The organism is Gordonia neofelifaecis NRRL B-59395 (assembly GCF_000192435.1).
Lineage (GTDB): Bacteria > Actinomycetota > Actinomycetes > Mycobacteriales > Mycobacteriaceae > Gordonia > Gordonia neofelifaecis.
Map to the genome: position 1 here is coordinate 236403 of NZ_AEUD01000002.1, position 17520 is coordinate 253922.

At 69.0% G+C, this 17520-nt stretch carries 14 protein-coding genes; 8 read left to right on the forward strand and 6 right to left on the reverse strand.

The features are described from left to right. Nucleotides 1-34: 34 nt before the first annotated feature. A complete protein-coding gene (glpK, locus tag SCNU_RS03440) occupies nt 35-1543 on the reverse strand; it encodes a glycerol kinase GlpK (RefSeq protein ID WP_009677964.1) in 1509 nt (502 codons plus the stop codon). A gap of 51 nt (nt 1544-1594) precedes the next feature. Here glpK and glpD point away from each other — a divergent pair, with 51 nt between their 5' ends. Together glpD and SCNU_RS03450 are read left to right on the forward strand one after the other, a co-directional pair. Then, on the forward strand, nt 1595-3337 hold the full coding sequence (gene glpD, locus SCNU_RS03445; RefSeq protein ID WP_040517503.1) for a glycerol-3-phosphate dehydrogenase: 1743 nt from the start codon (nt 1595-1597) through the stop codon (nt 3335-3337). Between the two features lie 65 nt (nt 3338-3402). Beyond that, entirely contained in the window at nt 3403-3825 is a 423-nt protein-coding gene (locus SCNU_RS03450) for a pyridoxamine 5'-phosphate oxidase family protein (RefSeq protein ID WP_040517504.1), read from the forward strand. Nucleotides 3826-3831: 6 nt separating this feature from the next. Here the strand turns inward: SCNU_RS03450 and SCNU_RS03455 are convergent, their stop codons facing one another. Together SCNU_RS03455 and SCNU_RS03460 are read right to left on the reverse strand one after the other, a co-directional pair. Beyond that, nucleotides 3832-4683, reverse strand: a complete 852-nt coding sequence (locus tag SCNU_RS03455; protein ID WP_009677967.1) for an LLM class F420-dependent oxidoreductase — start codon at nt 4681-4683, stop codon at nt 3832-3834. Next, a complete protein-coding gene (locus SCNU_RS03460; RefSeq protein WP_009677968.1) occupies nt 4680-5186 on the reverse strand; it encodes a nuclear transport factor 2 family protein in 507 nt (168 codons plus the stop codon). The genes SCNU_RS03455 and SCNU_RS03460 overlap by 4 nt, the downstream gene beginning before the upstream one ends. Before the next feature lie 178 nt (nt 5187-5364). Between SCNU_RS03460 and SCNU_RS03465 the strand changes: the two genes are divergently transcribed. Together SCNU_RS03465 and SCNU_RS03470 are read left to right on the forward strand one after the other, a co-directional pair. After that, the gene (locus SCNU_RS03465; RefSeq protein ID WP_009677969.1) at nt 5365-6129 is read left to right on the forward strand and encodes an IclR family transcriptional regulator; all 765 of its coding nucleotides are present in this window, start codon (nt 5365-5367) and stop codon (nt 6127-6129) included. 131 nt (nt 6130-6260) lie between these two features. Continuing rightward, nucleotides 6261-7172 (forward strand): SDR family NAD(P)-dependent oxidoreductase, encoded by a 912-nt coding sequence (locus SCNU_RS03470; protein WP_009677970.1) that lies wholly within the window; start codon nt 6261-6263, stop codon nt 7170-7172. Here SCNU_RS03470 and SCNU_RS03475 read toward each other — a convergent pair. From SCNU_RS03475 to SCNU_RS03485, 3 genes are all read right to left on the reverse strand, one after another. After that, nucleotides 7160-7945: a DNA-formamidopyrimidine glycosylase family protein gene (locus SCNU_RS03475; protein WP_009677971.1), complete on the reverse strand. Its 786-nt coding sequence runs from the start codon at nt 7943-7945 to the stop codon at nt 7160-7162. The two genes, SCNU_RS03470 and SCNU_RS03475, sit on opposite strands and share 13 nt — an antisense overlap. A 6-nt stretch (nt 7946-7951) precedes the next feature. Beyond that, on the reverse strand, nt 7952-12556 hold the full coding sequence (locus SCNU_RS03480) for an ATP-dependent helicase (RefSeq protein ID WP_009677972.1): 4605 nt from the start codon (nt 12554-12556) through the stop codon (nt 7952-7954). 158 nt (nt 12557-12714) lie between these two features. Next, nucleotides 12715-13407 (reverse strand): histidine phosphatase family protein, encoded by a 693-nt coding sequence (locus SCNU_RS03485; protein WP_009677973.1) that lies wholly within the window; start codon nt 13405-13407, stop codon nt 12715-12717. Between the two features lie 616 nt (nt 13408-14023). On the opposite strand from SCNU_RS03485, the gene SCNU_RS03490 reads away from it, so the two are divergent. The 4 genes from SCNU_RS03490 (at nt 14024) to SCNU_RS03505 (ending at nt 17491) form a co-directional block, all read left to right on the forward strand. Beyond that, the gene (locus SCNU_RS03490; RefSeq protein ID WP_040517567.1) at nt 14024-14830 is read left to right on the forward strand and encodes a CbtA family protein; all 807 of its coding nucleotides are present in this window, start codon (nt 14024-14026) and stop codon (nt 14828-14830) included. A gap of 14 nt (nt 14831-14844) precedes the next feature. Beyond that, a complete protein-coding gene (locus SCNU_RS03495; protein ID WP_009677975.1) occupies nt 14845-15327 on the forward strand; it encodes a histidine phosphatase family protein in 483 nt (160 codons plus the stop codon). Between the two features lie 54 nt (nt 15328-15381). Beyond that, nucleotides 15382-16164: an 8-oxoguanine DNA glycosylase OGG fold protein gene (locus tag SCNU_RS03500; protein ID WP_009677976.1), complete on the forward strand. Its 783-nt coding sequence runs from the start codon at nt 15382-15384 to the stop codon at nt 16162-16164. A gap of 100 nt (nt 16165-16264) precedes the next feature. Continuing rightward, nucleotides 16265-17491, forward strand: coding sequence for an acyl-CoA dehydrogenase family protein (locus tag SCNU_RS03505; protein ID WP_009677977.1), 1227 nt, complete (start codon nt 16265-16267; stop codon nt 17489-17491). Nucleotides 17492-17520: the final 29 nt, after the last annotated feature.

Consider the following 17520-nt stretch of genomic DNA (forward strand, 5'->3'; position numbering starts at 1 on the left):
TCGGGAGCGGCCAGTCGGATCTGGGGTACGGGCGTCAGGCGAGGTCGAAACTGTGGGTGACGGCGCGATTCCAGCCGTCGAACAGTCGGGAGCGTTCGGCCTCCGGCATCTGCGGTTCCCACTGGCCGCCATGCGCCCAGTTCGCGCGGATCTCGTCGGTGCCGGACCAGTATCCGACCGCCAGGCCGGCCGCGTACGCCGCGCCGAGCGCGGTCGTCTCGTTGACGACGGGTCGGACCACCGGGACGTCGAGGATGTCGGATTGGAACTGCATGAGCAGGTCGTTGACGACCATTCCGCCGTCGACCTTCAAGGTCTGCAGCGAGACCCCGGAATCGGCCTGCATCGCCTCGATGACCTCGCGGGTCTGATAGGCGCTCGCCTCCAGGACGGCCCGCGAGATGTGCGTCCGGTCGGCGAAGCGGGTCAGTCCGACGATCACGCCCCGAGCGTCCGGACGCCACCGCGGCGCGAACAGCCCGGAGAAGGCGGGCACGAAGTACACGCCGCCGTTGTCGTCTGCCTGGCGTGCCAGTTCCTCGACCTGCGGTGCGGAGTCGATGATCCCGAGGTTGTCGCGCAGCCATTGCACCAGCGACCCGGTGACCGCGATCGAGCCCTCGAGGGCGTATCGGGCGGGTTCGTCGCCCAGGCGGTAACAGACGGTCGTGAGCAGTCCGTGCTTGCTCAGAACCGGCTCGGTTCCGGTGTTGAGGAGCAGGAAGTTGCCGGTCCCGTAGGTGTTCTTCGCTTCGCCGGGTTCGAGGCACGCCTGCCCGAACATCGCGGCCTGCTGATCGCCGAGAATGCCGCCGAGCGGCACGTCCGGCAGCGATCCGACCGTCCGCAGCTGACCGATCACCTCGGAACTGGAGTGAATCGTCGGCAGCATCGACTCGGGGATGCCGAACTCCGCGCAGATCTCCGAATCCCATTGCAGCGTATGGAGGTTCATCAGCATGGTGCGCGACGCGTTGGTCACGTCGGTGACGTGCAGACCGCCGTCGACCCCGCCGGTCATGTGCCAGGCCAGCCAGCTGTCCATGGTGCCGAACAGCAGATCGCCCGCCTCGGCGCGGGCCCGCACGCCCTGGACGTTGTCGAGGATCCAGCGGATCTTGGGACCGGCGAAATACGTCGAGAGGGGGAGCCCGGTGCGCTCGCGGTATCGGTCGACGCCGGCGTCGCCCGCCAACTCCCGGCACAGCTCGTCAGTCCTGGTGTCCTGCCAGACGATCGCGTTGTACACCGGTTCGCCGGTGTGCCGGTCCCACACGACCGTGGTCTCGCGCTGATTGGTGATGCCGCATGCGGCGATGCCGTCGGGGCCGACCTGGGCCCCGGCCAGCGCGGCGGCCGCCACCCTGCGGGTGTTGCGCCAGATCTCCATCGGGTCGTGCTCCACCCAACCGGCGCGAGGGAAGATCTGCTGGTGCTCAAGCTGTTCGCTGTTGACGACCGAGCCGTCGCGGTCGAAGATCATCGCCCTGGTGGACGTGGTTCCCTGATCGATGGCGGCGACGTACTGAGCATCCGGATTCACGCCGTCAAGTCTGGCATGATGGCCGGTTACTCTCGGGTAGTCTTGCGAAATATGGAGAGCGTGTTCAATCCGGATCGACCCGCTGATCTCAGTCCCGCCTACCGCAACGAGGCGTGGCGCCGACTCGGCAGCGAACAGTTCGACATCGTCGTCGTCGGCGGCGGTGTGGTCGGCGTAGGCGCGGCGCTCGACGCCGCGACGCGCGGCCTTCGAGTGGCTCTCGTCGAGGCGCGCGACATCGCGTCCGGAACGTCGAGCCGGTCGTCGAAGATGTTCCACGGCGGACTCCGCTACCTTGAGCAGTTCGAATTCGGGCTGGTGCGTGAGGCGCTGCGTGAACGCGAACTCTCGCTGCGACTGCTCGCGCCGCACCTGGTGAAGCCGCTGCCCTTCCTCGCGCCGCTGACGAAGCGCGTCTGGGAGCGTCCGTACATGGCCGCCGGGCTGTTCCTCTACGACCGGATGGGCGGCGCCAAATCGGTGCCGGGGCAGCGACACGTCTCCCGGGCCGGCGCGCTGCGGGTGGCTCCCAGCCTCAAGCGGGAGTCGCTGATCGGCGGAATCCGGTACTACGACACCGTCGTCGACGACGCACGCCACAGCCTCACTCTGGCACGGACCGCCTCGCAGTACGGCGCGGTGATCCGCACGTCGACCCAGGCGATCGGCTTCCTCACCGAGGCCGACCGGGTGATGGGCGTCAAGGTCCGCGACTCGGAGACCGGCGAGACCACTCAGATTCGCGGGCACTGCGTCATCAATGCGGCCGGTGTGTGGACCGACGAGGTCCAGGCGCTCTCCAAGCAGCGCGGGCACTTCAAGGTGCGCGCCTCCAAGGGCGTGCACATCGTCGTCCCGCGCGACCGGATCGTCTCGGAGACCGCGATCATCCTGCGCACGGCCAATTCGGTGCTGTTCGTGATCCCGTGGGAGACGCACTGGATCATCGGCACCACCGACACCGACTGGAATCTCGACCTCGCCCATCCGGCGGCGACGCGCAAGGACATCGACTACATCCTCGACCGCGTCAACCAGGAGCTCGTCACCAAGCTGACCCACGACGACATCGAAGGCGTGTACGCCGGTCTGCGACCGCTGCTGGCCGGCGAGGACGACCAGACGTCGTCGCTGTCACGGGAACACGCGGTCGCGGTGGTCGCGCCGGGGCTGGTGTCGATCGCCGGCGGCAAGTACACCACGTACCGGGTGATGGGCGCCGACGCAGTCGAGGCCTGCAACGACTACATCCCGACCCGGGTCGCGCCGTCGATCACCGAGCGGGTTCCGCTGGTCGGCGCGGACGGCTACTTCGCGCTGATCAACCAGTGTGAGCACCTGGGCGAGCGATTCGGCTTGCACCCGTACCGAATCCGACGCCTGCTCAACCGCTACGGATCGCTGATCGACGACGTGCTGTACTACGCGGACGACGACGAGTCGCTGCTGGAACCGCTCGCCGCGGCGCCACAGTACCTGCGCGCGGAGATCGTTTACGCCGTGCTGGTCGAGGGCGCCCTGCACCTCGAGGACGTGCTGGCGCGGCGCACCCGGATCGCGATCGAGTACAGCCACCGCGGCGTCGAATGCGCGCAGGAGGTCGCCGACCTGATCGCACCGATCCTCGGGTGGGACGCGGAGAAGTCGGCCTGGGAGGTCGACAACTACACCGCCCGCGTGGAGGCCGAGATCGCTTCGCAGCGCCAACCAGACGACGAGTCGGCGGATGCCCTGCGCGCCGCCGCACCGGAGGCTCGCCGCGAGATCCTGGAGCCGGTGCCGATCCCGGACTAGGCCGTCGTCCGGCTCACAGACCAATTCCTCTGTGCGGGTGGGCCGATGTCGGCGACACTGGGGCCATGAGTGCACAGCCGGTGGAGAACCTCAGTGAAGAGCAGTCGTGGGAGTTGCTGGGAGGCAGCGTTCTCGGACGACTGGCGGTCTGCGTCGACGGGCAGCCCGACGTCTTCCCGATCAACATCTACGTCGCGAACGAGAAGATCCTGTTCCGCACCGCGGAGGGGACCAAGCTCGCCGAACTGGCGGTCAACGACCGCGCAGTGATCGAGGTGGACGCGTTCACCAGCCGTATCGGCTGGAGCGTGGTCGCCAAGGGCCGAGCGCGGACGCTGGTCGACTCGGCGGAGATCGAAGCCGCCGACCGGACCCCGCTCAACCCGTGGATCCCCGCCGTACGCACCACGTACGTCGAGATCGCGGTCGATGAGATCACCGGCCGGCGGTTCGTCTTCGGGCCCGAGCCCGATCACGAGATCCGCTGAGCGGCCCTATCGCGAGGACGCCACCGCCGCCGCGAGCTCCTTGAGAAAGACCCGGACCTCGTCGGTGGGGGCGTCGGGGAGGCCGAACACGACCTCGGAGACGCCGATCGACTTCCAATGTGCGAGGCGATCGGGATCCGGGGTGTCGGCCAGCACGATCACGCGCGGAGCACCGGAGCGTCCGGCCTCGTTCCACAGTTCCGTGAGTCGGACGATGCCCTCGTCGATCGCCTCCTCGATGGGTGTGGTGATCCAGCCGTCACCTGAGGCGGCGATCCACTTGAAGTTGGTCTCGGTCCCGCCGGCGCCCAGCAGGATGTCGGGGCGGGGCTGCTGAATCGGCTTCGGCCACGCCCAGCTCGGTCCGAACTTCACGAACGGGCCGTCGTGCTCGGCCTCCTCCTGCGTCCAGAGCGCCTGCATCGCGGTGAGGTAGTCGCGCAGGACGGTGCGGCGCTTGTTGGTCGGCACGCCGTGGTCGGCGAGCTCCTCCATGTTCCACCCGAGGCCGACACCGAACGTGACCCGACCTCCGGAGAGGTGATCCAACGTCGCGACGGTCTTGGCGAGGGTGATCGGATCGTGCTCCAGCGGCAGCGCGACCGAGGTGCCGAGGCCGATCCGCTCGGTGACCGACGCCGCGGTTCCGAGCGCCACCCATGGGTCGAGAGTCCGCAGATAGCGGTCGTCCGGGAGGGTCTCGTCGCCGGTCGCCGGGTGATTGGAGCTGCGGACCACCGGGATGTGGGTGTGCTCGGGGACGTAGATGGTGTCGAAGCCGTTGTCCTCGGCCGCGCGCGCCGCGTCGGCGGGCGTGATGCCGCGGTCGCAGGTGAACAGGGAGACGCCGAACTTCATCGGGCCGCCTCCACGTCCGCGAAAGCGCCTTCGGAGATCACGGCGCCGGGGTCGAGCGGCCGGGTCACCGACCAGGTCTCGGTGAAGACGCACTTGGACGTCTTCCACTCGCCGTTCTCGATCACGTACTCGTCGTTGTACTCGCCGGTCGAGTTCAACTCGGTCCGGTCGAGCATGTTGATCTGCCGGAACCGCAGCGTCCAGCGTCCGGTGGCGGTGCCCTCGCCGGTCAGCCGGATCTCGGGGTGCATGCCGTGGTGCATGTCGAAGATGACGTGGGCGCCGTCGACCTTGTGCAGAGCCACCTGGGTGAAGATCTGCGCCATCGGTTCGATGTCGTCGAAGGCGCCGAGACGTCCGTAGTCGATCTCGGCGCCCTTGGCGATGAACGCGTCGCGGAAGCCCTGCGGGTCCTTGGCGTCGCAGGCCCGCCAGTACCGGTACTTGAGCTCCTTGATCGCTTCGATGTGTTCGAGTGCCGTCACCCGCTGCTCGATGTCCATGCTGCCTCCTCGTGTCGCGGTTGCGGAGAACCGGTTGGCCCGACGATATGACGTCGAGTGAGACCTGGGACACAATCGCTTCCGCTGGCCGGGAAAGACCACTTCGACAAGGCGGGACGACGACCATACTGACTCCTCGGACGCGGCCCGTCGCCGCCCGGTGAGCGGAGGAGAGATCATGGCTGATGCCGGCCCGCCGATCCCGTCGGGGGCGCTGGAGCGCACCGAACTGATTCTCGAGGCCCTCGAGACCATCGGCCCGATGAACCTGACCGAGGTCGCGGCGCGCACCGGACTGCCCATCTCGACGGCGCATCGGCTGCTGGAGCGGCTGGTCCGCATGCGATGGCTGGCACGCAACGATCGGGGCTACGAACTCGGCGTGCGGCTGTTCGAGCTCGGGTCGCAGACCGTCCGCGGACACTGGTTCCACCGGGCCGCGCTCCCGATCCTTCGCGAACTGCACCGGCGCACCGGCCTGGTGGTGCACCTGGGGTTCCTCGACGGCGCCGACACCGTCTACTGGGAGCGCATCGCCGGCGCGGTGGGCGCTCGCGTGCCGACGACGGTCGGCGGTCGGTTCCCAGCTCATCGCTCCGCCGTCGGGAAGGCCATGCTCAGCGTGCTGCCGTCGGATGTGCTCGACACGGCGCCGTTCGGGGTGCCGGGGCTCGCACCCGGAATGCGGATCGACGACGGGCTGCGCCACGAGCTGGCGACGGCGTTCGCCGATCGGGTGGCCTTCGATCGGTCCGAGTCGATCTCCGGACTCGGCTGTGTCGCGACCGCCGTCGACTACGACGTCCCCGCTCCGGCTGCGGTGTCGGTCTGCGGACCGGCGAGTCGTGTGCTGTCCGACCGGCGACTGATTCTCGCGGTGCAGGAGGCGGCCGCCGACATCGCGGACAGCGCACGACGTCTCGATCCAGCACTCCATTCCTGACTGCTGTCGTGGGCCTTCGCTGTTCCGGTGACCGGAAGCAGGGCTGGTCGACCGGCCCCGGAGTCTGGTGACATCGGAGACGACTGCGCGACCCTCGACGCACGGAACACCGAAGCACGGAGGTTTGCCCGATGAGCGACATCAACGGGAAGGTCGCGGTCGTCACCGGCGCGTCGCGCGGAGCGGGCAAGGGCATCGCACTCGCGCTCGCCGACGCGGGGGCCATGGTGTACGTGACCGGCCGGACCCCGCGCGGAGGTTCCAGCGAGGACGGCCTGTCCGGCAGCATCCACGCGACCGTGGACGAGATCGCTGAACGCGGCGGACGCGCGGTCGCGGTCCCGGTCGACCACCGCGACGACCGGCAGGTCGCGGACCTGTTCGCCACCGTCGAGCGCGAACACGGCGGCCTCGACATCCTCGTCAACAACGCGATCGCCCTGCCGGCCATGCCGGACAGCCCGACGCAGGGCTTCTGGGAGCGATCGCTCGACAGCGAACTCGCACTTCTGGACGTCGGGCTGCGGTCGCATTACGTGGCCGCACACTTCGCGGCGCCGTTGCTGATCAAGAACCGCGGCCTGCTGGTCCAGATCTCGTCGCCCGGCGCGCGCACCTATCTGCCCGGCGTGCACGGGCCGACGTACGGCGCGGGCAAGGCGGGCGGCGACAAGATGACCTACGACATGGCGCAGGAGTTGCGGCCCCACGGGGTGACGGTGATGTCACTGTGGCCGGGCATTCTCGCCACCGAGCGGGTGCTGGCGAACGTCGAGGCCGACCCGGATCTGGTCGGCAAGGTCTTCCCGTCCCTGGAGACGCCGGAATTCACCGGACGCGTGATCGCGGCGCTCGCGGCGGACGACGAGGTCATCGCACGGACCGGGCAGATCTGCTACGGATCCGAGCTCGGTCTGGAGTACGGCGTGGTCGACGTCGACGGGACCAGCCCCGCGTCGTACCGCGGGTGGCTGGGCGCGCCGTCGAGCTTCACCGAGGTGGCGCCGACCTACGGGATCTACATGGCGAGTCAGCGCGGCTGACACCGCGGGCACAGATAGACGCTCCGCGCGGTGGGCGGAGCGCCGAGCATCTCGCGCATCACCGCCGTGCCGCATCGGCGGCACGGACGACGATCCCGGCCGTAGACCCAGAGTTCCCGGCCGCGGGCGGTGACGCCGGTGGTCGAGCGGACGGCGCGCAGGCGGTTGTCGACGAGCAGTCGGTGCGCGAGGTCGACCGTCTTCGGCAGGTCGACGTCGCCGACCGGCGTGGCCGGATGGATCCGGCGGAGGAAGCAGAGCTCGCTCCGGTACACGTTGCCGATGCCCGCGAGGTTGCGCTGGTCGAGGACCGCGACGCCGATCGGCACCTCGGGCTCGGCGGACAGCCGAGCGACCGCCCGAGCCGGATCCCAATCGTCGCCGAGCAGATCCGGCCCGAGGTGCGCGACGGCGGCCGCGGGGTCGGTGAGCAGTTCGACGACCGCGAGATCGAACCCGACGGCCTCCACCTCTCCGCTTCGCAAAACGATGCGCGCGGTGTGAGCCGGCCGGCGCCAGCGACTTCCCGTCCGGTACACCTCCCAGACACCCTCCATCATCAGATGCGTGTGGAGCGAGATCTCGTCGCCGCCGGGTCGTTCGAAGTCGATGAACAGGTGCTTGCCGACAGATCGCACCGCGGCCGCTCGGGAGCCGGACAGATCGGCGGTTGCGTAGCGGGGCACGCGGAAGTCGGTGCGGTCCAACGTTCTTCCGGCCAACGCGCGCCGCAGCCGATGCGCGGTCCGATAGACGGTGTCGCCCTCCGGCACCCTCGATCACCGTCCCCGCGGGTCGTAGTTCATTCGGAGTCCGCGCGGGGTGGTCGCGAAGCCCGCCGAGACCAGCGCTTCGCCGAACGGAGTCCGGCGGACCGGCTCCCCGTCGACCTGGTCGATGTGGATCCGCGGGACCGATCCGTCCACGACCGCCCGATACACCGCACCGGCCGCGGAGGCGAGCACCTCTCGGTCGTCGGTGAAGGTCAGCACCGTCTTTCCGCCGCGTTCGATGAACACCGCGGCACGTCCGCCCACCAGCACGACGACCGCGCCGGGCTTCCGTCCCGGACGATGACCGGATTCGACGGTCCGCTCCGGCCAGTCGAGTGCGGCCCCGTACGGGTTGGCGGGGTCGGTCGCGGCGAGCACCGCGGCGTCGGTCCGCTGCTCGCGGGAGGCGACGGCGAACTCGCGCAGCAGGTCCACGGTGTGGCCTGAGGCGAACTGCGCGCCGCCGAGCCCGTCGATGTAGTAGCCGCGCCGAACCTGCCCGTTGTCCTCGAAGACGCCGAGTGCCTTGTAGATCCGTGCGAATCCGCCCTCGATCGCCTCCGCGGCGACCGATCCCTTGGTGACGACGCCGTAGCGGTCGAGCAGGACCTCGCAGGTCGCGGCCGTCGACGTGGTCGCATCGACCTCGACGCGATGAACGGCGGACCATCGGCCGCCGACGTTCGGCGGTGTGGCGATCGGTCCGCCCGCACCCGCGAGGTAGTGCGACGACAGCCGCGCCGCGCGCAGACGGGGCGCGCGGCCACGGGTCCGATGCGCGGTGGTCGACGTGCGTGCGGCGCGCGGCGGATCGAGCGCGGCCCGCACCACGGAGAACGAGTCATTGGTGATCCGGCCCGCCCACACCAGATCCCACAGCAGGTCTGGGAGGTCGCCGTCGGCGATCGGATGTCCCGTTTCGGCGAGGGCCGCAGACACCTCGCGGAAGCGCAGCGCACCCGAAACGCCGAGTGCCTCGAGGATCGCCAGATGGGCTTCGCTCAGCTCGGACGACTCCGGCGCGCGGAGCGTCAGCGCCGCCGCGTCGGCGAGATGGAGTGCCACCCAGCCGTCCGCACCACCGATGCCGCCGTGCCCGGACCAGATCACCTCGCCCGACGCCATCAGCTCGTCGAGCATCGGGGGACGGTAGTCCTGGACGCGAGACGGCAGGACCAGCGTCTCCCACGCCGACGCCGGAATCGGCTGCCCGGCCAGTTGCTCGACGGCCGCCGCGACTCCGGCGGGGCCGCGGAGTCGGGACTTGCCGGTCACGTGCTGCCAGTCGAGCAGGAACCTGGTGTAGGCGTCCGGTGCCACCGGCTCCACTTCGGCTCGCCCGGCGGCGAGCGAACCGCGACGCAACTGCGTGAGGACGTCGGAGTGACACCACTGGCGTCGGTCGGAGTCGCCGGATTCGACCGGCAGGAACTCGCCCTCGATGACGATGCGCCGGCCGGCGAGCTCATCGAGGGTCCGTGTAACCACCGCGGGAGCCATGCCGAGAGCGGTCGCGACGTCGTCGGCGGTGAACGGGCCGTGCGTTCGGGCGTATCGGTGGACCAGGTCGGTGACCGGGTCGGCGACCGGAGTCAAGTACGCGGCCGGGACCCCGAGCGGCATCGGGACGCCGAGCCCGTCGCGCAGGCGGGCGGCGTCGTCGACCGAGGCCAGCGCCGCCGCGCCGCGCATGCTGATGTCGATGACCTGCCCGCCGCGAACCAGTCGGTCGAGCATGGCGGTCAGGTCCTCGTCGCCGCGATAGCGCTCGGCGATCTCCGCGGGGGTGCACGGACCGAGCCAGCGCAGCAGATCCACGACGTCCTCTTCGTCCCGTGCACGGCGGTCGGGCGCCGTCCGCTGCAGGCGGGCGATCACGTCCGCGATCACCACCGGGTCGAGCAGTTCCCGAAGGTCGACGCGGCCGAGAAGCTGGGCGAGCAGGGCGGTGTCGAGCGAGAGCGCGGTGGCGCGACGCTCGGCCAGCGGCGCGTCGTCGTCGTAGATGAACGAGCCGACGTACCCGAGCAGCATCGACGCCGCGAACGGCGACGGCGTCGACGTCTCGACCTCGGCGACGCGGATCTTGCGCTGCGCGATCCGGGTCAGCACGTCGGTCAAGGCGGGCAGGTCGTAGACGTCGGCGAGACATTCGCGGACGGTTTCGAGGATGATCGGGAAATCCGGGAACCGCGAAGCGACCGCCAGCAGTTGCGCGCTGCGCTGCCGCTGCTGCCACAGCGGTGCCCGCTTGCCGGGGTCTCGCCGGGGGAGCAGCAGCGCGCGTCCGGCGCATTCGCGGAACCGCGATGCGAACAGCGAGGAGTCGGCCAGCGCCCGCGTGACGTCGGCTTCGATGTGGTCCGGGTCGAGAACGAACACGTCCGCTCCCGGCGGATCGTCGTCGGTGTCCGGCAGTCGCACGATGATGCCGTCGTCGGTCGCGGTGGTCGCACCGTCGAGGCCGAGCCGCGCCGACAACTGGAGGGCGATCGCGCTCGCCCACGGCGCATGGACCCGAAGTCCGTACGGCGAATGCAGCACCAGCCGCCAGTCGCCGAGCTCGTCGCGGAAGCGTTCCAGGACGAGGGCGCGATCAGTCGGCAGGGTGCCGGTGGCGTCGCGCTGCTCGGCGATCAGTGCGCCGAGGTTGCGGTGCGCGTTCGGACTCAGACCGAGGTCGGCGGCCAAGGTGGCGAGGCGTTCGTCGTCGCCCGCCACCCCGACGAACTTGCCGATCGCCGCCCCGAGTTCCGCGGGGCGGCCGACGGCGTCGCCGATCCAGAACGGCAGTCGGCCCGGCATGCCGAACGCCGGGGAGACGAGCACGCGGTCGTGGGTGATCTCCTCGATCCGCCAGCTCGACGCGCCGAGGGCGAAGACATCGCCGACCCGCGACTCGTACACCATCTCCTCGTCGAGCTCGCCGACGCGGCGGGGCTGCCCCGAGTCGTCGCCCGAACCGACGAGGAAGACGCCGAACAGTCCCCGGTCGGGGATGGTGCCGCCGGAGGTGACGGCCAGTCGCAGGGTGCCGCGCCGAGCGGTGATCGTGCCGGTGCTGCGGTCGTAGTCGACGCGCGGTCGGAGTTCGGCGAACTCGTCCGACGGATATCGACCGGAGATCAGATCGAGAACGGCGTCGTAGACGTCCCTGGTGAGCGTTCGATACGGCATCGAGCGGCGGACGGTCGCGTACCACTCGTCGACGTCCAGGTCGTCGACGGCGGCGGCCGCGATGGTCTGCTGCGCGAGGATGTCGAGCGGATTGGCGGGCACGGACAGTGCCTCGATCTGTCCGGCCAGCATCCGCTGGGTCACGACCGTGCAGTGGATCAGATCGGTGCGGTGCTTGGGAAACAGCACACCCTGGCTCACCTCGCCGACCTGATGCCCGGCTCGGCCGATCCGCTGGAGACCGGCCGCGACCGACGGCGGTGCCTCGACCTGGATCACCAGGTCCACCGCGCCCATGTCGATGCCCAGTTCCAGCGAGCTGGTCGCCACTACGCACCGCAGCCTGCCCGACTTGAGGTCGTCCTCGATCTCGGCGCGTTGCTCCTTGCTCACCGAACCGTGGTGCGCGCGGGCGAGGACCGGTGGTGCGCCACCGGTGTCGCCGCTGGCCGATACATAGGACGGCATGCCGCCGGGAACGTTCGGGTTCGGCCGATCGGCGTCGAGGTCGATGCCCGCGCGCTGTGCGGCGATCTCGTTGAGGCGGGCGGTCAGTCGCTCGGCGAGTCGCCGGGAGTTCGCGAAGACGATCGTGGACCGATTCACCTCGATCCGGTCGACGATCGCGGCCTCGACGTGCGGCCACAGTGAACCGGCGGTCGGGGAGAAGGCATCGTCGAGATCCTCGATGCCGGTCTCGGGCGGCGGGATGTTCACCATGTCCTCGACCGGGACGTCGACTGACAGGTCGAACGTTTTGATCGCCTGTGGTTTGACCACGGTGCACGGCGCGGATCCGGCGAGGAATTCGCCGACCACCGTCTCCGGCCGGACGGTCGCCGACAGCCCGATGCGCTGGGCGGGGGACTCCAGCAGCGCATCGAGACGTTCGAGCGACAGCGCCAGGTGCGTCCCGCGTTTGGTGCCCGCGACGGCATGCACCTCGTCGACGATCACTGTCGTCACGGTCGCGAGCGTCTCGCGGACCGATGAGGTGAGCATCAGATACAGGGATTCGGGCGTGGTGATCAGGATGTCGGGCGGATGGGTCTGCAGCCGTCGGCGATCCGCGGCCGGGGTGTCACCGGAGCGGATGCCGACGGTGATCGACGGCGCGTCGACGCCCAACGTCGCTGCCGCGTGCGCAATTCCCACCAGCGGAGCCGAGAGATTCCGCTGGACGTCGACCGCCAGCGCTTTGAGGGGCGAGACGTAGAGGATGCGGACGCCGACCGGTGTGTCCGCCGGTGTCTCGAGACGCTCGCGATGAAGTGAGTCGATGGCCCAGAGAAAGGCGGCGAGCGTCTTCCCCGAGCCCGTCGGCGCGACGACGAGGGTGTTCTCGCCGCGGGCGACGGCCGCCCACGCACCGGACTGGGCTCGAGTCGGTGCGCCGAAGGCATCCGTGAACCACCGCTGCGTGGCCGGGTGCATGCTCCGCAGAATCGTCGACCCCTGTGCCACAGGTCCATTCAAGCGCATGCCACCGACAATCCCGGCCGGACTGGGACCGGTGTGCCCGGGCACGCGTGAACCCCCGGACGATCCGCGGAGGGGGAGGCGGATCGTCCGGGGGTTCGCCGGGAGAGCGATCAGGCGGCGGACTTGCCGTCCCACTCGATCAGCTTCCAGCCCTTCTCGGGGCTGCCCTTGACCACGACGTGGCCGGTGTTGTTCAGCGGATCCGACTTCATCAGACCGAGGTTCGGGTTCGACACCGCAGCCATGACCCACACCATGATGGCGCCGCCGTGCGAGAAGACCACCGGGCGCTTGCTGCCGCGGTTCTGGATGTCCTTGATGGCCGCGTTCATCCGGTTCATGAACTCGTAGCCGTCGATGGAGCCGGGGATGCGGGGCGCGAAGTTGCGCTGCATCCACTGCAGCGGTGCCTGGAAGTAGGTCGCCAGCGCGTCCTTCTCCGGCGTGCCCTCGTAGTCGCCGGCCTCGATCTCGCGGACGCCGGGCTCGACCACGACCGGAAGATGGCGCAGCGCCGAGGTCGGGGCCGCGGTCTCCTGGGTGCGGATCATCGTCGAGGCGTAGACGCCGTCGAACTTGCGGTCGGCGAGAAGCTGCGCGACGGCGGCGGCCTGAGCTTGGCCCTTCGCGGTCAGATGCGGTCCGGGGACCGAGCTGTCGACGAGTCCGGAGGCGTTGCCCGCCGACTCGCCGTGGCGGACGAAGGTCAGGAACATCTCGCCGGTCTGCGGCGCGGCGACGGCGGTGCCGCCTCCGACCACGATCATCGAGATCGCGGCGACGATCGCTGCGATGGTCGCCATGAGGCGGGTTTTCAGAAGTCGCACGTGACGCCTTTCGAAAGTAACGGGGAGGGTTCGGTCACCGGCGGGGAGCCGAGTGACCACGTTCACAAGTACGCGAGGCGCTCGGGCGGTTGAGACACCCGTCTCACTCAGCGGGAGATCACGGTGCCGGACCGGGCCCCGAGTGTCACCGGCTAGGCTGCTGGAACAACCGATGCGATTAACCCGGTGAGAGTCCGGGGCGGTCGCGCCACTGTCAGCGTCTTCGAGCCGATTTTCTCGACGACGTGAGCCAGACAATCGCACCGGTGGTGAAACAACCCCTACCCGGACGCGAGATCTGGGAGAACAGGATGTCTACGACATGACCGCATCAACCGTCACCGCACCGCGCACCCGCGCCCTCGCCGTGCCGGACGTCTCCGCCGCCAGTGCCGCCCTGTGGCTCACAGCCACGGTGCTCGTCGCCGCTCTGGCCTACTACTTCCTCGGCTACGACCAGGGCGCCGTGTCGGTCTTCGGCAGCGACACCCACGTGCACGAGTTCGTCCACGACGCTGCGTGCGCGCCGACGGCAAGCGTGGGAGGCCGTGAGGTCCGTGAGTCGAGGCTCGGCGCAGGAGACAACAGCACAATGGAACGCAAGTTCACCGGCGCAGGCGTCCTCGCGGGCCTGATCGCCGGCCTCGTCGCCTTCGTCTACGCCCGGATCTTCATCGAACCGCAGGTCGCCGCGGCCATCGAATATGAGGACGAGCGCTCGCACGCCGAATCCCTCGTCACCGGACAACACGCGCACGAGCACGAGATCTACACCCGAACCGTTCAGGAGAACATCGGCGCAGGTGTCGGGACCGTGGTCTTCGCGGTCGCGATGGGTGCGCTCTTCGCCGTCGCCTTCACCGTCCTCTGGGCGTATATCGGCCGACGGTGGCCCTCGGCCGACCCGCGGATCGTGGCCGTCGCGCTCGGGGCCGTGTCGTTCGTCGCGGTGGTCGGAGTGCCGTTCTTCGTCTACCCGCCCAACCCACCCGCAGTGGGCGAGGAGGACACGATCGGTGCGCGCTCAGGTGCGTACTTGACCCTGACCCTCGTCTCGCTCGGACTCATGATCGCCGCGGTGGTGCTCGGTTTCCGGCTGGCCGGTCGAATCGGCGGGCTGTGGTCCGGCGTCGTCGCGGCCGCGGCCTACCTGGTCGGGGTCACGATCACGGCGTCTCTGCTGCCGGAGTTCAAGGAGATCCCGGGTCCGGTCATGAACGGCGACACGATCGTCGGAGCCGGATTCCCGGGACAGGTGGTCGCGGACTTCCGCGTGTACGCGATCGCCGATCAGGTCTTGCTCTGGACTGTTCTGACGGTTGTCTTCGTCGCACTGCTCGGGGTCATGATGCGGCGGTCGAAGCCTGCTGAGCCGGCCCTGGAAGTGGTCGGAGCCTGACGGCTCTGACGGTCGTGGTCGCCGCGCGGACCGCGCCGAACAGGTCGGTGCGGTTCGGCGGCGAGCACGACGGCCTCGACGATCGGGGACGACGTGACGCCGCCGAACTGGCGTCGGCGATCGGTGCCGGCCACCGGAGGGCAGTCGTGGGGCCGGAGACGTCGGTGATCGAGACCGCGCGCTCGGCGCGCGTCTCCTACACCGTCGATTCCGGGCTCGCGTCGCTCGACGTCGGTCAGTGGTGCGGTCGGTCGCCCGAGCAGATCGATCCGGACGATCTGGGTCGATGGTTCACGGACCCGGCATGGACGGGGCACGGCGGCGAGTCCGTCGATGCCTTCGTCGCGCGAATCCGTACCGCGGTGCGCCGACGTGCCTGCGCGAGTCCGATGATCGTCGTCGCAGGCCCCGTCGCTCAAGCTCTGCTGTGCGACGGCTCGGCCGCGTTCTTCACCGTTGCGGTCCGGCCGGCGAGCACCCACATCGTGACGATCTGACTGCGTGACGGTGACTCCACCGGAAATGTCCGAGGCCTGTGCCACCATCACGGCATGGACGACAGGTGGTGCGCGGAGGGGGCGGATGCCCGGCTGGTGATTCCGGCGGAGTGCGTCGAGTGGTGCCACCGTCAGCCGTATGCCGAGACGGTGCTCGAGGATGTAGTCGAGGTCGATCTCGACTGGTGGAACGAACGGTTCGCGGACGCGGCGATACCCGCTCAGCTGACGGCGCGAGACCCGGACGGCCGTCAGGTGTGGAAGGGCGTCGGACATCTGCGCCGAGGCGATCTCGAACCGGGCGTTGCCGGACTCGAGTTCGGGGACGAGCCGGAGTACGACCGGCTGTACATGTGCGCGGCGTGGCTGGCCGAGCATCCGTTCCGCGGTGGCGGGATGCGTCGATTCGTCGACATCAGGTCGACCGGCGATCCGCGGCGCAGATTCGAGGCGATCGATCGGGCGCTGATCGCCTGCCGCAGCGCGCCGGCGCTCATCGACGCGGCCGCCTACCGTGACTGGTCCGGATGGCCGACGGCGCCGGGTGTCGGCCATGCACTGATGTCGTTGTACTGCTGGGCGATTCACGACGGTGCGCCCGATCGGCCACAGCTGCTCGACGGTGCGACGGCGGGCAGCCTCACCTGGAACGGGTGGATGGTCGCGGCGTCCGTATCCCAGTACTCGGTACGGCGGTACGTCAGGTACAACTCGCTGATCCATCGATGGGCGTCGCAGGCGGCTGTCGCGCCGGAGTTGGTGGAGATGTGGCTCAACAGACAGTGGCACCGACGGTTGGGTGCGATGACGCTCGGCCGCGACGGCTCCGCGATTTAGGCCTCGATCCGAGCCCAGGCCGGCGACCGCCCGCCGATTTCGTCTCACCATGCGCTACCGTCAGACATTAAGTGGAACGTGTTTCAGTTTTGGAGGCTTGATGTTCGAGTGGTCTGACGAAGATGTGATGGTCCGTGACGCGGTGCGCGGCTTCATCGACAAGGAGGTTCGTCCCAACCTCGAGGGTCTGGAGTCGGGTGCGCTGCCGCCGTACGACATCCTGCGCAAGATGCTGGCGACGTTCGGCATGGACGCGATGAACACCGAGAACCTGGAGAAGGAACTCGCCGCGGAGGAGGCGGGCGAGGAGCGCGCGTCGGGCGGCGGTTCGAACAACCTCGCGAACTCGATGTTCCTCATCCTCAACATGGAGATGGCGGGCGTCAGTCTCGGGCTCATCGCTTCGATGGGCGTGTCGATGGGGTTGACCGTTTCCACGATCCGCAGCCGCGGCACGCTGGCGCAGAAGAAGCGGTGGTTGCCGGAGCTCGTCACGATGGAGAAGGTGGGCGCGTGGGCGATCACCGAACCCGACAGTGGTTCCGATGCCCTCGGCGGCATGAAGACCACCGTCCGCCGCGACGGCGACGACTACATCCTGAAGGGCAACAAGACCTTCATCACCAATGGCCCGTACGCCGACACGATGGTGGTGTTCGCCAAGCTCGATGAGGGCGACGGCACCCCGATGCGTGACCGCAAGGTGCTCACCTTCGTCCTTGACAAGGGGATGGAGGGCCTGAGCCAGGGCAAGGCGTTCAAGAAGATGGGCATGATGAGTTCGCCGACCGGCGAGCTCTTCTTCGACAACGTCCGGGTGAGCAAGGACCGTCTGCTCGGCGAGTCCGAGGACACCGGCTCCGACAAGCGGGGCGGCGACAGCGCGAAGGCCGGGTTCACCGCCGAACGCATCGGCATCGCGGCCCTGTCGCTCGGCATCATCAATGAGTGCCAGCGCCTGTCGATCGACTACGCGAAGACCCGCACGCTCTGGGGGCAGGAGATCGCGAAGTTCCAGCTCATCCAGTTGAAGCTCGCCGAGATGGAGATCGCGCGACTCAACGTCCAGAACATGTTGTTCGTCGCGATGGAGGCGTCCAAGGCGGGCAAGCCGCCGACCCTCGCTCAGGCGTCGGCGATGAAGCTGTACTCTTCGCGCGCCGCCACCGAGGTCGCGATGGAAGCCGTGCAGTTGTTCGGCGGCAACGGGTACATGGCCGAGTACCGGGTCGAGCAGCTCGCGCGCGATGCGAAGTCGCTCATGATCTATGCCGGATCCAATGAGATCCAGGTGACGCATGTGGCGAAGGGACTGCTCGCCGAGTAGTCCCCCCGTCGATTCGAGGGCCCGCGGGA

What these genes read in the sequence shown, in the direction of transcription:
- glpD (WP_040517503.1), top strand. Translation starts at nt 1,595, where the DNA reads ATGGAGAGCGTGTTCAATCCGGATCGACCCGCTGATCTCAGTCCCGCC.
- SCNU_RS03450 (WP_040517504.1), top strand. Translation starts at nt 3,403, where the DNA reads ATGAGTGCACAGCCGGTGGAGAACCTCAGTGAAGAGCAGTCGTGGGAG.
- SCNU_RS03455 (WP_009677967.1), bottom strand. Translation starts at nt 4,683, where the DNA reads ATGAAGTTCGGCGTCTCCCTGTTCACCTGCGACCGCGGCATCACGCCC.
- SCNU_RS03460 (WP_009677968.1), bottom strand. Translation starts at nt 5,186, where the DNA reads ATGGACATCGAGCAGCGGGTGACGGCACTCGAACACATCGAAGCGATC.
- SCNU_RS03465 (WP_009677969.1), top strand. Translation starts at nt 5,365, where the DNA reads ATGGCTGATGCCGGCCCGCCGATCCCGTCGGGGGCGCTGGAGCGCACC.
- SCNU_RS03470 (WP_009677970.1), top strand. Translation starts at nt 6,261, where the DNA reads ATGAGCGACATCAACGGGAAGGTCGCGGTCGTCACCGGCGCGTCGCGC.
- SCNU_RS03480 (WP_009677972.1), bottom strand. Translation starts at nt 12,556, where the DNA reads ATGCACCCGGCCACGCAGCGGTGGTTCACGGATGCCTTCGGCGCACCG.
- SCNU_RS03485 (WP_009677973.1), bottom strand. Translation starts at nt 13,407, where the DNA reads ATGGCGACCATCGCAGCGATCGTCGCCGCGATCTCGATGATCGTGGTC.
- SCNU_RS03490 (WP_040517567.1), top strand. Translation starts at nt 14,024, where the DNA reads ATGGAACGCAAGTTCACCGGCGCAGGCGTCCTCGCGGGCCTGATCGCC.
- SCNU_RS03500 (WP_009677976.1), top strand. Translation starts at nt 15,382, where the DNA reads ATGGACGACAGGTGGTGCGCGGAGGGGGCGGATGCCCGGCTGGTGATT.
- SCNU_RS03505 (WP_009677977.1), top strand. Translation starts at nt 16,265, where the DNA reads ATGTTCGAGTGGTCTGACGAAGATGTGATGGTCCGTGACGCGGTGCGC.